Raw genomic sequence first — 14,735 nt, forward strand, 5'->3', positions numbered from 1 at the left:
CCGGACCAGTTCTTCTGGACCAGTTCTTCCGGACCAGTTCTTCTGGATCAGGGGTGATAGGAAGTGGTGGGGTCAGTGGTGGCGGGCGTGCGGAGCCCAACCGTCCGCGCCCGCGAGGTAGTCGGCGACGGTGTACGACCGCGCCTCCTCGTCACTCATCTGCGGCCGGTCCGCGGTGACTTGGGCCCCCGGGCCGTAGGTGCGGTACTCGGTGAACCGCGCGTCCTTCCACGAGAAGCCGCTCATGTCGGTCCACGGCGAGGCCTTGACCGCGGCCGGCAGCTCGGTGTCGCGGATCAGCACCTGGGCGACGGCGTCCGGTTCACCGCCGGGGTGCCAGGGCCGGCCGAGGTGGAAGGACCCGGCCGGGGCGTCGCTGACCACCCTGGAGTCCGTGATCAGGAACCCGTAGGGGTTGCCCTTCCAGGTCGAGGCGGCGGTGATGTAACCGTTGTTGGTGGCGGAGCCCCGGCTGAGCGCCTTGATCACGGAGCGTTCGACGACGGTGGTCGCCCGTCCGTAGATGAAGTCGACATCGCCCTCGATGTACGAGTCGCGGATGTAGACCCGGCTGATGGTGGTCAGCTTGGGGCTGTCGGTCATCAGGGTGTCCTGGTTGCCCAGGAAGGCGGTGTTCTCGAAGACGATCCGGTCGCCGGTCGTCTTCATCGCCAGCGCCTGCTCGCCGTTCAGTTCGTGCGCGGCCTCGTCGAAGTCGTTGCTGAAAGTGAGGTTCCGCGCCGTGACGTCATTGGCGGCGATCCGTACGGTCGCGCTCCCGGTGGAGCCGCCGTACTCGGCGGGCGTGTCGTAGACGATGACGGTGTCGGACCGATCTTGTCCAGTCCCCTGCAGCAGGATGTTCGGCTTCGTCGCGGGGACGAAGACCTTCGCTCGGTACGTCCCGGGCGCGACGGCGACGGTCACCGGCACGGTGTTGCCGTTGGGCACGGCGTCCACGGCGGCCTGCACGGTCGGGTAGTCGGCGGGGACGTGCAGCACCGTGCCGATCCGCCGTTGCGGCCCGGAGAAACGCTGCACGAGCGCGGGCACGGCGGCGGCCGGGTCGATCCGGTAGTCGTAGAACTCCCGTGGCTCGAAGGCGTCGCCCCACGTGTCGTGGCGGCCCGTGGTGTTCCGCAGGATCGACCCGCGCTGCACCAACTCGGCGGTGGCGTCCGCCTGATGGGGGTGCTGGACACCGTCGTAGTAGCTGTTCTCGATGACCATCTTCGTCCGGCCGCGCGCCCAACTGCCGTACGTCCACACGGGGTCGCCGTCGGTGACCTGGTTCGAGAAGTAGTTGTTGTACAGGTGCGCGTAGGCGCAGTTGTCGGCCGAGGGGTTGCGCTGTTTCGTCCCGGAGAACCAGTTGTGGTCGATGGTGATCTGGGTCTCGGCGTTATCCGTCCAGCCGATGCCGAGCGCCTTGTTGTGGTGGGTGAACCGGTTGTAGGAGACGGTGACGTACCGGCTGTCCTTGCGGATGTCGAGCAGTCCGTCGCCCATGTGCGTGAAGCGGTTGTGGTCGATCCAGACGTGGTCGACCGCGTCCATCTGGATGGCGTCGAAGTCCGTGGTCTTGCCGTCCCAGTCGCCCTCGACATAGCTGTCGCGGATCGTCAGGTTGCGGATGATGACGTTGCTCGTACCGGGTTTGAGGTGGAGTTCGCCGTGGACGATCTCGCCGGTGTCGCCGACGCCGATGATCGTCTTGTCCGAGCCGACCACGATGTCCGAGCCGAACGGCTCGACGTCGATCGACCCCGACACGCGGATGACGTACGGCTCCGGCGCCGCCGCGTACCTGGCCAGCGAGGCCTGGTCGGTGACCGTGACGACCTTGCCCCCGGCGCCGCCGGTGGTGCCGCCGGCGAGGGAGGCGAAGCCGTGGGGGCGGCTGGAGAAGCGGTCGGCGGCTGGGGCGGTGCCGGGTCGCGCGGCGTCGGCGGGTGCGGTGCCGGGTCGCGCGGCGTCGGCGGGTGCGGCGGCGGCCTCCCCGGCCGAGCCCAGGCACAGGGCCGTGACCAGGCCGACCACGGCGGCCAGGGCTCTGCCCGCGCCGGGCAAGCGCTTGCTACGGAAGTGCTTCATTGCGGCTCCCAACAGGCGTACGGATCAAGTGAGTTACAGAGGGCTGACCCTGAAGTGCGTGAAGGTGGCGGCGCCGGTGCGTCCCTGACCGGCGGGCGCGAGGGCGAACAGGCCGAGCAGGGCGCCGACCCAGCGCCAGGGGGTGGCGGCGAAGACCTGGCCGGAGGGCTGGCGGCCGTCGCCGGTGTCGTAGGAGAAGCGGCAGCGGGCGCCCGTGCCGATCTCTATGCGCAGCCGTGCCGTGCCCTCGGGGGCGAGCCGGGGACGGTCGGCGTCCCGCTCCCCGTCCGCCACAGCCTCCGCGAACCGGTGCACGAGGTGGACCGAGCCGTCCGCCCCGCGCTGGAGGCCGATCCAGCAGAACGCGTCCCCGAGCACCGCGAGCCCGGCCCGCGCCCCCGGTTCGTCGCTGTCCAGCCGCAGTTCGACCTCGACCGCCGAGGGGGTGCCGGGCAGCCGCTGGGTGAGCACGTTCGGCAGCTTGCGCAGGTCGTGCGCGTCGGCCGAGCGGACGCAGGTCAGCCGCAGGCCGTCCGCGGAGTGCTGGGTCGCCCAGCCGTCGCGGGGGTTGGCGGTCCACTGCCACTGCCGACCGAACCGTCCGCCGGGGAAGTCGTCGTCGGTGGCGGGCGCGGCGGGCGGCTGCGGCGGCAGATCGGGGGTGCGGTGTACGGCGACGGGGGCGCCGTCGTCCCCGATCACGGGCCAGCCTCCCCCACTGTCGGCTTCGCTCGACCGGGAGGTGCCCCCATCGCTCCAGCGCATCGGCTGGAGGTGGACGACCCTGCCGTAGGCGCCGCGCTGCTGGAAGTGCAGGAACCAGTCCTCGCCGGACGGAGTGCGCACCCAGCCGCCCTGGTGCGGGCCGTTGACATCGGTGTCCTTCTGCTCAAGGACGACCTTCTCCTCGTAGGGCCCGAAGAACCCGCGGGAGCGGAAGGCACCCTGCCAGCCGGTCGCCACTCCGCCGGCGGGGGCCAGGATCCAGTACCAGCCGTCGTGCCGGTAGAGCTTGGGGCCCTCCAGGGTGAACCAGCCGGGGATGCGGTCGCCGTCGACGATCACCTGGCCCTCGTCGAGGAGTTCGGTGCCGTCGGGGTTCATCCGGTGGCCGGTGAGGCGGTTCTTGATGCCGGAGCGGGACTTCGCCCAGGCGTGCACCAGGTAGGCCTCGCCGGTCTCCTCGTCCCACAGGGGACAGGGGTCGATCAGGCCCCGGCCGGCCTTCAGCAGGTGCGGACGGGTCCACGGGCCGCGGATCTCGGGGGCGTTGACCTGGTGGATGCCCCGGTCGGGGTCGCCCCAGAAGATCCAGAAGCGGTCGTCGTGGTGGCGCAGGGACGGGGCCCACACGCCGCAGTCGTGGCGCGGGGTGCGGAACTCGGCGGCGGGCTCCAGGCGTTCGAGGGCGTGGCCGACCAGGGTCCAGTTGACCAGGTCCCGGGAGTGCAGCAGGGGCAGTCCTGGCACCCGGCCGAAGCTGGAGGCGGTCAGGTAGAAGTCGTCGCCGACGCGGACGACGTCCGGGTCGGACCAGTCGGCGTTCAGGACGGGGTTGGCGTAGGTGGTCACGGGCTCACCGCCTTGCGGACCAGGGCGGCGGCCGCGTCCCGGTCGAGCCGGCCGTCGGCGACGACGGTGACGATCCGCCGTTCGAGCGTGTCGCCGGACGGGATCGGCAGCCGCTCGGTGTGCGCCAACGACGAGCCCACGCCCGGGTATTCGGCGGTGCGCACGAACCAGGGGTCCCGGCGGGTCCGTTCGGTGGCCCCGGCGAACACCAGCGTCCAGGTGGCGCCGGCCAGCGCGAGCCAGTCGGCGCGCCTGCCGTGCACCCGCGACTCGCCCTCGCCGTCGGCGTCGGCGTCGGCGGAGAACACCTCCGGCGCCGCCTCCTCCTTGCGGGCCCGCCAGAAGAAGCCGCCGTAGGCGGCGCCGGGGCGCCCGTTGGTGGCCGGGCTGCCGATGGACAGCGGGCCGGAGGTGACGTTGGTGAGCGAGAAGGCGAAGTCCAACGCCCAGGCGGTGTCGGTCAGTTCGGTGACCTTCACGGTCCGGCGCTCGTGCAGCAGCTCCGCGCCCGCGGCCATCCAGCGCAGCTCCTCCACGAACCCGCCGGGGTCGCGCAGCGGGAAGCCTGCGTGGCGCTGGGCGCCGTGGTTGGCCAGCTCGGTGGGGCCCCGGTCGCGGACGAAGGTGCGCCCGCCCCAGAAGTTGTGCCCCTCGACGTCGGGGACGGCGACACCGACGCCGAGGTGGTGTGCGTGGTCGGCGGGGCTCAGCTCGGTGACCGCCGTGCCGGCCAGGGTGGTGACGGGGTGCAGGTAGGGGCGGGGGGAGAGCCGGTCCGGCAGTGCGGGGCGGGTGACGTACCGGGCGACCGGGCGGCCCGCGACCTTCAGGACCGGGGCCTCGTGGGCCGTCATCATGTGCTCACCTCTTTCCGGGGAGCGCTCGGGAGCGCCCAGGGGGCGCCCAGCTCGGAGTAGAGGGCGAGGGTGTCGGCGGCGGCCGCGACCAGGGCGTCGACGCCGGGCACCACCCGGCGCTGTTCGTCGGGCAGCAGGTGCCAGGAACCGGCGGGCAGCGGGGTGGGGTCGGGGGCCAGCCGGATCGCCTCGACGACCTTCATGAAGGCACCGGTCTCCTCCGGTGCGGCCAGCAGGCGGGTGCCGTCGGTGAGGTGGGCGACGAGGTTCTCCAGCAGGTCGGTACGGCCGTACTCGTGCTCCTCGGGGCCGTGGTCGGCGCGCTGCAGCAGCACGCGGTCCTGCCGGTACCAGAAGGTGATCCGGCCGCGGCTGCCGTGCACCACGACGTACGGCTCGTCCGGCTCCTCGGCGCACAGGGTGGCGGCGACCGTGACGGGGTGGCCCTGCGCGGTGGAGACGCGCACGCAGGAGGTGTCGTCGGACTCGATGTCGTTGGCGCGCAGCAGCTCGGTCTCGACCTCGGTGACGTCCTCGGCGCGCGTCGAGCCGCCGAGGGCGAGGGCGGTGGCGACGGCGTGCGCGAGCGGGTTGGTGAGCGCGCCGTCGATCACGTCGACGCCGTTCAGCCGGCGCCTGCCCGCCCAGGGTGCCCGCCGGTAGTAGGCCTCGGCGCGCGCCCAGGCGCCGGCGCCGCCGATCCCGACGACCTCGCCGATCGTGCCCTCGGCCATCAGTGTGCGGATCGCGGGCAGTGCGTGCGAGCCGAGGGACTGGAAGCCGATCTGGCAGGCGACCCCGGCCGCGGCGACCCCGTCGGCCATCCGCCGGAACTCGGCGTAGGACGGCGCGGGCGGCTTCTCCAGCAGCAGGTGCACTCCCCTGGCGGCGGCCGTCAGGGCGAGGTCGGTGTGGGTCGGGATCGGCGTGCAGATCACCGCGACCCGGGCGCCGGTGGCGTCGAGCAGGGCGCCGAGGTCCGCGGACTGCTCGGGCGTGCCGAGGCCGTCGGGCAGTTCGGCGGCGGTGAGCGGGGTGAGCTCGCAGATGCCGGCCAGCCGGACGACTCCCTTGTCCTGGAGGCGGCGGATGTTGTCCAGGTGCCAGCGGCCGTGGCCGCGCGCGCCCGCGAGCACGAGGGGTACGGTCATGGGATCCTCCCTGGCTCGCTGCCGGAGTTGTCATGGTTGTGGATCGCCGGCACGAGGAGTCGGAGCTTCCTCATCCCTTCACCGCCCCGGCGCTGAAGCCCGTGATCAGCCACTTCTGGATGAAGGCGAAGACGACGACCACGGGTACGGCCGCGATGATGCCGCCCGCGGCGAGCGCGCCGAGGTCGACGCTGTCCGCGCTCATCAGGGTGTTGAGACCGACGGGGATGGTCTGCTTCTCCTGGTTGTTCAGGAACATCAGGGCGAACAGGAAGTGGTTCCAGGAGTGGACGAAGGCGAAGGAGCCGACGGCGATCAACCCCGGCCGCAGCAGCGGGAGGACGACGATGCGGAAGGCGGTGAACCGTCCGCAGCCGTCGACCCAGGCGGCCTCCTCCAGGGAGTAGGGCACGTTCTTGATGAAGTTGCTGAGCAGGATGATCGACAGCGGTAGCTGGAAGACGGTCTCCGCGAGGATGACGCTGCCCAGCGAGTTGATCATCCGGAGTTCGGCGAAGATCTCGAACAGCGGCACCAGCAGCAGCGCGCCCGGCACGAACTGGGAGCAGAGCAGCCCCAGCATGAACGCCTTCTTGATCCTGAAGTCGAAGCGGGCGAGGGCGTAGCCGCCGGCCAGGGCGACCACCGTCGTCATGACCAGGGTGGCCACGCCGACGAGGACGCTGTTCTGGAAGTAGGTGCCGAAGCTCCGCTCGTTCCACACCTTCTCGAAGTGGTCCCCGGTCATCGGCCAGGGCACGAGCGAGGTGGAGCCGGCCGGGCGGAGCGCGAAGAGCAGGATCCAGTAGAACGGGATCAGGGTGAAGAGCAGGTAGATGCCGAGCGGCAGGTAGATCTGCCAGCGCGGGACCTCGTCCCAGGCACGGTGCCCGGTCTTCGGGGCCGAGGGCGGCGGGGTCTTCCGGGCGGCGGGCACGAGAGGGGTGGCTTCCTTGATGCTCACTTGCTGTCACCTCCGAACTTGCTCAGCCGCAGATAGACCATCGAGCAGAAGAGCAGGATCACGAACGCGACGGTGGTCAGTGCCGACGCATAGCCGAAGTTGTGGGCGTCGACGCTGGTGTTGGCGATGTACAGCGGGAGTGTCGTCGTCTCGCCCGCGGGTCCGCCGCCGGTGAGGGTGTAGAGCAGGTCGACGTTGTTGAACTCCCACACCGCGCGCAGCAGCGTGGACAGGATGATGGCGTCCTTCAGATGGGGCAGCGTGATGTGCCAGAACTGCTTGATCCTGCTGGCCCCGTCGACCTCGGCGGCCTCGTACAGGTCCTTGGAGACGGACTGGAGGTCGGCGAGGATGAGGATCGCGAAGAAGGGGACACCGCGCCACAGGTCGGCGACGATCGCCGCCGGGAACACGGTGGAGGGATCCGACAGCCAGCTGGTGCCGTAGGAGCCGATGCCCAGGTCCGCGAGGTAACGGGTGATGCCCGTCTGGGAGTTGTAGAGCAGCACCCAGATCGCGGAGGTGAGCACGCCGGAGACGGCCCACGGGGAGAAGACCAGGGCGCGGCCGAGGGCACGGCCGGCGAAGGTCTGGTTGACGATGAGGGCCAGCGCGAGCCCGAACAGCAGCTGGAGCCCGACCTCGACGAAGACCCACTTGGCGCTGAAGACCAGCGTGTCCCAGAACAGCGGGTCCTCGGTGAAGGCGTGGACGAAGTTGTCGAAGCCCGCGTAGCCGTTCCGCCACGGCTTGGTGGGGTTGTAGTCCTGCAGGCTGTAGTAGAAGACGCTGATGACCGGGTAGGCGATGAAACCCACCATGAGCAGGGCGGCGGGAGCGATCAGCAGGTACGGGAGCCTGCGGGGTGTGGCGGAGGTACGGCGCCGCCTCGGTGGCGCGGGCGGTTTCGCCACGGCTGCGGCTCGGGCCATGACTGTTCTCCGTTCTTGTGCGTTTCTCGTGCGGCCTCGTACGGGTGAAGCGTTTGCCGGTTGTTGTTCGGTATCTCGGCCATGAAGCGGGGCGGCCGAGCGTCGTTCAGCCCGCGTACGGGTCCTGCACCGTGCCCGGCCGGGCCAGGAACGCGAAGTCGCAGCCGGTGTCGGCCTGGGTGATCTGCTCGTTGTAGAGGGCGCCGTAGCCGCGCTCGTCGCGCACGGGCGGTGGCGTCCACGCGGCCCTGCGGCGCTCCAACTCCGCGTCGTCCACGTCGAGTCGGAGGGTGCGGGCCTCGACGTCCAGGGTGATCGGGTCGCCGGAGCGGACCAGGGCGAGCGGTCCGCCGACGTACGACTCCGGCGCCACGTGCAGCACACAGGCGCCGTAACTCGTGCCGCTCATCCGGGCGTCGGAGATCCGGACCATGTCCCGCACGCCCTGCTTGAGCAGGTGGTCGGGGATGGGAAGCATGCCGTACTCGGGCATGCCCGGTCCGCCCTTGGGTCCGGCGTTGCGCAGCACCAGCACGGAGTCGGCGGTGATGTTCAGCGCCGGGTCGTTGATGGTGCGCTGCATGGTCCGGTAGTCGTCGAAGACGACGGCGGGGCCGGTGTGCTTGAGCAGGTGCGGTTCGGCGGAGATGTGCTTGATGACGGCGCCGTCCGGGCACAGGTTGCCGCGCAGGACGGCGACCCCGCCCTCGCTCGCGACCGGGTTCCCGCGGGTGCGGATGACGTCGTCGTCGTGCACGACGGCGCCCGCGAGCTGCTCGCCCAGGGTGCCGCTCACCGTCGGCCGGTCCAGGTGCAGCAGGTCGGTGATCCGGGAGAGGAAGGCGGGCAGGCCGCCGGCGAAGTGGAAGTCCTCCATGAGGTACGTCCGTCCGCCGGGCCGGACGTTCGCCAGCACCGGCACGGTACGCGCGATGCGGTCGAAGTCGTCCAGGGTGAGCCCGACGCCCGCGCGGCCCGCCATCGCGATCAGATGGATGACCGCGTTGGTGGAGCCGCCGAGCCCGAGCACCGTGGTGACGGCATCCTCGAAGGCCTCGCGGGTGAGGATCCCGGAGGGCTTCAGCCCGGTCCAGGCCAGCTCCACGGCGCGGCGCCCGGAGGCGGCGGCCATCCGCTCGTGCCCGGAGTCCACGGCCGGGATCGAGGAGGCGCCCGGCAGAGTCATGCCGAGGGTCTCCGCCGCCGCGGTCATGGTGGACGCGGTCCCCATGGTCATGCAGTGCCCCGGGGAGCGGGCCAACCCGCCCTGCAGCTCCCGGAGTTCGCAGTCCGTCAGGTTGCCCGCGCGGTGCTCGTCCCAGTACTTCCACATGTCGGTGCCGGAGCCGAGGGTCTCGCCGCGCCAGTGCCCCGGCAGCATCGGGCCCGCGGGCACGAAGATCGACGGTACGTCGGCCGAGGTCGCGCCCATGAGCAGCGCGGGCGTCGACTTGTCGCAGCCCCCGAGCAGCACTGCCGCGTCGATCGGGTACGACCGCAGCAGCTCCTCCGTCTCCATCGCGAGGAGGTTGCGGTAGAGCATCGGGGTCGGCTTCTGGTACGTCTCCGAGAGCGTGGAGACCGGGAACTCCAGCGGGAATCCGCCGGCCTGCCACACACCCCGCTTGACCGCCTCGGCCCGCTCGCGCAGATGGACGTGGCAGGGGTTGATGTCGGACCAGGTGTTGAGGACGGCGACCACCGGGCGCCCCCGGTACTCCTCCGCCTCGTAACCGAGCTGGCACATCCGGGCGTTGTGCGACCAGGTGCGCAACTGGCCCTCGGTGCCGTACCACTGATGGCTTCTCAGCTCCTCGGGGCGCATCCGCGCTCTGCCGGTCATACGGCCCACCCGGAGGCTATCGCGGCGACCTCGGCGCGCTCGTCCTCGGGCAGCGGCCTGCTCGGCGGGCGGACGTCGCGGCGGCACAGACCGAGGGAGGCCAGGGCCTCCTTGACGACGGTGACGTTGTTGGCGTGGGCGTCGGCGGCGCGCAGCTCCTCGAAGCGGCGGATCTGCTCCCAGACCTTCATGGCGGTCGGGTAGTCGCCGGAGCGCAGGGCTTCGATCATGTTCAGCGAGACGGCCGGGGCGACGTTCACCAGTCCGGAGGTGAAGCCGGTGGCGCCGGCCGAGAAGTAGGAGGGGGCGTACGGCTCGGCGAGCCCGGCCACCCACACGAACCGTTCCAGACCGGCGTCCCGGGCGAAGCCGGCGAACCGGGCCGCGTCCGGGACGGCGTACTTCACGCCGATGACGTTCGGGCAGTGGTCGGCGAGTTCGGCGAGCCGGGCGCCGTGGAGCTGCGCGTTGCGGATGTACGGGACGACACCGAGCTCGGGCACCGCCTCGGCGATGGCGCGGTGGTAGTCGACCCAGCCGCCCTGCGCGACGTAGGGGTGGACGGGCTGGTGGACCATCACCATCGCGGCGCCCAGCTCCCGGGCGTGCCGGGCGGAGGCGACGGCGGTGGGCACGTCGTGGCCGACGCCGACGAGGATCACGGCGCGGTCGCCGGCCTCGTCGACCGTGATCTCGGTGACGAGCCTGCGCTCCTGCGGGGAGAGGGCGTAGAACTCGCCGGTGTTCCCGTTGGGGGTGAGGGTCCTGATCCCTCCGTCGAGGAGACGACGCAGCAGGGCCCGGTGGGTGTCCTGGTCGACGCCGCCGTCCTCGGCGAACGGGGTCACCGGGATCGACACCACGTCGGCCAGGGCCGCCCGCTGGGTCTCGAACGTCGTTGTCATGCCTGACCGCCCTCTCCCTGGGCCTCGATCTCGATGTCGGGGAAGGCCCGTCGCACGAAGGACGCGATGTGGGCGTGCAGGGCGCGTGCGGCGCCGTCGGCGTCGCCGTCGAGGGCGAGCCGCAGGATCTCGCGGTGCTCGCCGGCCTCCCGTTCCCAGGAGGGCGAGGCGGCCCAGGCGACGGCGGAGACTAGGGCGGCCTGGTCGCGGACCTCGTCGAGCATCCGGCCGAGCAGCGGGTTGCCGCAGGGCAGGTACAGGGCGCGGTGGAACTCCCGGTTGGCCAGGGAGCGTTCGGCGGTGTCGGTGGCGGAGTCGGCACGGGTCAGCGCGTCCCGGGCGGCGTCGAGGGAGGCCCTCCGGCGCACGGCGCGCTTCAGCGCCTCCGGCTCCAGGAGCAGCCGCACGTCGTAGACCTCGCGCGCCATGTCGGCGTCCACCATGCGCACCGTGACGCCCTTGTACTGGCTCATCACCACGAGCCCGGTGCCGGCCAGGGTCTTGAGCGCCTCGCGCACCGGGGTCTTGGACACCCCGAACTGCGCGGCCAGCTCGGTCTCGACCAGGGCCTGCCCGGGGGTCAACTGCCCGGTGAGGATGCGGCGTTTGATCTCCTCCAGCACGTACTGCGTGCGGGAGGGGATCGGCGTGGGCACAGAGGTCATGCGCGCCTCTCGGATCTCGCGTCCCCGGCGGGGATCGCGTATCGGATCTCACGTATCGCGTCTCATATATGACGTACGAAGTACGACGCGATGACGGTAGGAGCGCCTCTGTGCTTCGTCAATGCTTCTGACAAAGGGAGTTCAGGATGCGCGCGACGGCTCCGGCTCCTTGGACAACGGGCGCATCCGTTCGCCATCGCGATGTACGCCGGTGTCGGCGCTGCGCCTCAACAGGCGCGCGGAGTCGGCGAGTCCGGCGCGCGGGGCGGGCTCCTGAGTCACGGGAGGGGTGAGCGGGCGCCCGCCGGGGCCTTCGGTCCGCGGGCCGAAGGCCCCGGCTTCGTGCAGGACTTCGCGCGCGGTGGGCGCAGGAACGTCGTGCCGGGCCGGCCGTGCGGCCGCCGCACGGAGAGCGGCCGTCGCACGGAGGGGGCCGTCGCACGGAGGGCGGCCGGTATGCGCATGCGGGATCCGGACGGCGTCCAGCCACGCCGGATCACTGTGCCGCCGCAACTTCGCGAAGGCTCCGGACCCCGCGTCCGAACCACGGGAAGGCCGGGTCTCACCGCACACCGGGAAGACCGGGTCTCACCGCACACCGGGGAGACCGGGCCTCACCCCCCGCCCCCGATCACAGCCGCACCCACCCCGGGTCCCGCCCGCTGAGCCCCACCGCGCGGTCGAGCAGCGGCGCGTCCTCCGGCACCGGCACGACGGGGCCGAAGATGGCGCCCCGGCCGGGATCGTCGGCGGAGGCGAGGAGGAAGTCGTACGAGGCCTTCAGCGCGGCCGGGTCGGGCTCGTAGGTCCGGTCGGTGGCGCGGGCCAGGTCCCAGCCGTGGATGACGAGTTCGTCGATACAGACGGCACCGGCGACCGCGCCGGGCAGGTCGACGCCGCCGGCCCGGGTCATGCCGGTCCAGGCGTCCGGGTCCCGCCAGGCCTCGGCGAGTTCGTCGAGCGCCTTGGGCAGTTCCTCGCGCCAGCCGGCGCCGATGTCCGGGACGGCGGCGGTCGGGCTGGTGTCGGTCATGGGGCCGAGATCCTTGCGGGCGGCGTCGCGGAAGGCGACGGACAGGCCCAGCAGGTGTCCCAGCAGGTTGCGCAGCCGCATCTCCGGACACGGCGTCGGGTCCGTCAGCCGCTCGTCGCTCACGCGGTCGGCGAGGCCGGCCAGGACGCGGGTCTGGGGGCCCAGGTCGATGATCTGATCCGTCATGCGCTGCTCCTCGGCAGTCCGGGAACGGTCGTGAAGGGGTGACCGCCCCCGCCCCGGAAACTCATCGCTCACGCCCGGAGCAGCCTCGTGTCTAAGGCACCTGCCCCATCCGCACCTCCGCCCCTTAGCCGCACGATGACCAGGCATGAAGACGACATGGACCGTCCTGCGCGACCGCAACGCGGGGCTCTGCCTCACCGGAGTCGTGGTCTCCGGCTTCGGCACCTCGGCGCTGTGGCTGGTGTCGGGTGTGTGGGTCAAGGACCTCACCGGTTCGGACGGGCTGGCCGCGCTGTGCATGCTGGCGTTGTGGGCGCCCACCGTGGCCGGCCCCGTGCTGGGCGCGCTCGCCGACCGCACCCGCCGTCGGCCGCTGCTCATCGGCACGAACCTGCTGCTGGCGGCCCTGCTGCTGCCCCTCCTCACCGTCGACTCGCCCGACCACCTCTGGCTGCTCTTCGCGGTCCTGTTCGTGTACGGGGCTGCGGGCGCCGTCCATGACGCGGCCGAGTCCGCGCTCGTCGCCTCCGCCGTACCGAAGCCCCTGCTCGGCGACTTCAACGGACTGCGCATGACGGCCGGCGAGGGCATGAAGATCCTCGCTCCGCCGGCGGGCGCCGCCCTGTACACGGTGTACGGCGGACCGAGCGTGGCCCTGCTGGACGCGGCCACCTTCGTGGCGGCCGCGGCCCTGTACGCCTGCCTGCGCGTGCGGGAGGGCGGGCCGGAGCGGACCACGACCGACTGGCGGGCGGGTACCCGGTACCTGTGGTCCCGGCCGCCGACCCGTCTGCTGGTCCTGGCGGGCGGCACCACGATGCTCCTCGCCGGCCTCAACGGCACGCTGGTCCACGCCGTCGTCGAGGCCCTCGGCCACTCCCCCGCGTACGCGGGTGTGCTGTACGCCGTCCAGGGCGCCGGTTCCGTGGCGGTGGGCCTGCTCTCCGGTCCCGCCCTGCGCCGCCTCGGCCCGCATCGCTTCGCGGCGTACGGCATCGCTCTGACCGGGGCCGCCGTGACCCTGCGGGCGGTGCCGTCCGACCCGGTGGCCCTGGCGTGCAGCGCGGCGATCGGCGCGGGGCTGCCCTGCGTGCTGATCGCCGCGCTGACCCAGGTGCAGCGCGAGACACCGGGGCCGCTGCTGGGCCGGGCCACGGCCACCGCTCACACACTCATGTTCACCCCGAACGTCGTCGGACTGGCCGTCGGCGCCGCCCTGGTCGAACCGGTCGACCACCGGCTGCTGTTGACGGTGACCGGCGCGGCACTCCTGCTGACGGCGTTTCAGAGCGCGGCGCGCACCAGCTCCAGGTCGGCGTCGGAGGCCAATCCGGCGTGATACAGCCGCAGTTCCGTCGCCCCGAGGTCACGCGCGCGTGCCGCGTCCGCGGCCAGGGTGGCCGGACTGCCGCCCATGCCGGAGACCACGGTGAAGTTGGCGGCGAGGACCCCGCGCCCCTGGTCCGCGAACGGCGTCAGCGGGCCGGGGCCGCCCGTGCACGGTACGACCACGCCGTCCGCGACGGACAGGATGTGCCCGGGGTCCACACCGGCGTTGGCCCCGCAGTGGTAGGCCACCGGGTCGGCGTGCAGCAGCACCTGGAAGCCGTGGGGGGCCGCGGCCCGCACCGCGCCGACCGCGGCCTCCTGGAGGGTGCGGGCGACGGTGTCGCGCCACGCGCGCGTGGCGGCCGCGTTGTCCTCCCCGAGCAGCTTCTCGACGTCCGCCCAGCCCTCGTCCGACGCCGTGCCCCGCCACAGCGGCTCCAGCGCGGCCCGTACGGCGGCGGCCAACTCGTCGGCGTCCAGGCCCTGTTCGCCGTATCCGGCCCGGCAGTGCGGGCAGAAGCAGAGCGACATCAGGTACTGCCCGGCCTCCCCGAGTGCGACGCCCGCGGTCTTGTCGTGGGCGTGCAGATGGGCGAGCCCGTACCAGCCGAGGGACTCCAGTTCGGTGCCGTGCGCGCCGGGCCGTACGGCGGCCTCGGCGGCCAGGTCGGTCAGGTACGCGCGCGTGGCGGGCTGCGCGATGCACGGGGCCCACGGGTAGCGGTCTCCGTAGGCGTTGACGACGGAGGTGTGCGGATGGTCGGCGCCCAGGCGGGAGTTGTGCGCGAGCACGACCCAGGTGTGCACCTCTAGGCCGGCGTCCGCAAGCGCCTGGGCCGCCTCGCCGTAGGCGTCGCCGGGCGCCCAGTCGCCGGCCGCGCGGGGGCGCAGTTCCCGGTCCCGCCAGCGGTCGTCCGTGGGGTAGAGCACGGCGGCGTGCTCGGCGGTGACGATGCGGTGGCGCGGGTGGCGGGGGGTCAGGGCCCGGGTGGAGTGGTAGGCGGCGGCCAGCGTCACCTGCCGGACGCCGAGGGCGGCGATCCGCCCGGCCGCCTCGGGGTCCCCGTTGACGTCCCAGGGGTAGACGAATGCCGACGCCTTCACCACGTACCCTCCTCCGGGCGTACGAATTTCTGGCCGGAGTTTATGTTCATGAACATAAACTCCGCCACCCTTGACGAGCCACGAAGATGATCCTTAGCTT

General features: G+C 72.0%; 12 protein-coding genes. 1 reads left to right on the top strand and 11 read right to left on the bottom strand.

Going from position 1 to position 14,735, the window contains the following annotated elements; genetic code table 11:
* Window positions 1-72: 72 nt before the first annotated feature.
* From ICC28_RS27985 to ICC28_RS28030, 10 genes are all read right to left on the bottom strand, one after another.
* On the bottom strand, window positions 73-2,094 hold the full coding sequence (locus ICC28_RS27985) for a pectinesterase family protein (RefSeq protein ID WP_188291510.1): 2,022 nt from the start codon (window positions 2,092-2,094) through the stop codon (window positions 73-75).
* Window positions 2,095-2,127: 33 nt separating this feature from the next.
* A complete protein-coding gene (locus tag ICC28_RS27990) occupies window positions 2,128-3,666 on the bottom strand; it encodes a glycoside hydrolase 43 family protein (RefSeq protein WP_188291511.1) in 1,539 nt (512 codons plus the stop codon).
* A complete protein-coding gene (locus ICC28_RS27995; protein ID WP_188291570.1) occupies window positions 3,663-4,520 on the bottom strand; it encodes a PmoA family protein in 858 nt (285 codons plus the stop codon). The genes ICC28_RS27990 and ICC28_RS27995 overlap by 4 nt, the downstream gene beginning before the upstream one ends.
* Window positions 4,520-5,674 carry a Gfo/Idh/MocA family protein gene (locus ICC28_RS28000; RefSeq protein ID WP_188291512.1) on the bottom strand — a complete coding sequence of 385 codons (1,155 nt, stop codon included), beginning with the start codon at window positions 5,672-5,674 and terminating at the stop codon, window positions 4,520-4,522. The genes ICC28_RS27995 and ICC28_RS28000 overlap by 1 nt, the downstream gene beginning before the upstream one ends.
* Window positions 5,675-5,744: 70 nt before the next feature.
* A complete protein-coding gene (locus tag ICC28_RS28005; protein ID WP_188291513.1) occupies window positions 5,745-6,638 on the bottom strand; it encodes a carbohydrate ABC transporter permease in 894 nt (297 codons plus the stop codon).
* Window positions 6,635-7,570: a carbohydrate ABC transporter permease gene (locus ICC28_RS28010; RefSeq protein WP_188291514.1), complete on the bottom strand. Its 936-nt coding sequence runs from the start codon at window positions 7,568-7,570 to the stop codon at window positions 6,635-6,637. The genes ICC28_RS28005 and ICC28_RS28010 overlap by 4 nt, the downstream gene beginning before the upstream one ends.
* A 106-nt stretch (window positions 7,571-7,676) precedes the next feature.
* The gene (gene araD / locus ICC28_RS28015) at window positions 7,677-9,413 is read right to left on the bottom strand and encodes an L-arabinonate dehydratase (protein ID WP_188291515.1); all 1,737 of its coding nucleotides are present in this window, start codon (window positions 9,411-9,413) and stop codon (window positions 7,677-7,679) included.
* Complete coding sequence (locus tag ICC28_RS28020; RefSeq protein ID WP_188291516.1) at window positions 9,410-10,318, bottom strand: dihydrodipicolinate synthase family protein; 909 nt, start codon at window positions 10,316-10,318, stop codon at window positions 9,410-9,412. Before ICC28_RS28020 ends, araD begins: the two co-directional genes overlap by 4 nt.
* Entirely contained in the window at window positions 10,315-10,983 is a 669-nt protein-coding gene (locus ICC28_RS28025) for a GntR family transcriptional regulator (protein WP_188291517.1), read from the bottom strand. The genes ICC28_RS28020 and ICC28_RS28025 overlap by 4 nt, the downstream gene beginning before the upstream one ends.
* A gap of 631 nt (window positions 10,984-11,614) precedes the next feature.
* Window positions 11,615-12,202: a TIGR03086 family metal-binding protein gene (locus ICC28_RS28030; RefSeq protein ID WP_188291518.1), complete on the bottom strand. Its 588-nt coding sequence runs from the start codon at window positions 12,200-12,202 to the stop codon at window positions 11,615-11,617.
* A gap of 145 nt (window positions 12,203-12,347) precedes the next feature.
* On the opposite strand from ICC28_RS28030, the gene ICC28_RS28035 reads away from it, so the two are divergent.
* The gene (locus ICC28_RS28035) at window positions 12,348-13,541 is read left to right on the top strand and encodes an MFS transporter (RefSeq protein ID WP_188291519.1); all 1,194 of its coding nucleotides are present in this window, start codon (window positions 12,348-12,350) and stop codon (window positions 13,539-13,541) included.
* Here ICC28_RS28035 and ICC28_RS28040 read toward each other — a convergent pair.
* Window positions 13,487-14,635, bottom strand: coding sequence for a hypothetical protein (locus tag ICC28_RS28040; protein WP_188291520.1), 1,149 nt, complete (start codon window positions 14,633-14,635; stop codon window positions 13,487-13,489). The genes ICC28_RS28035 and ICC28_RS28040 overlap by 55 nt on opposite strands.
* Window positions 14,636-14,735 lie beyond the last annotated feature (100 nt).

Source organism: Streptomyces sp. TRM68416, from assembly GCF_014596915.1.
Lineage (GTDB): Bacteria > Actinomycetota > Actinomycetes > Streptomycetales > Streptomycetaceae > Streptomyces.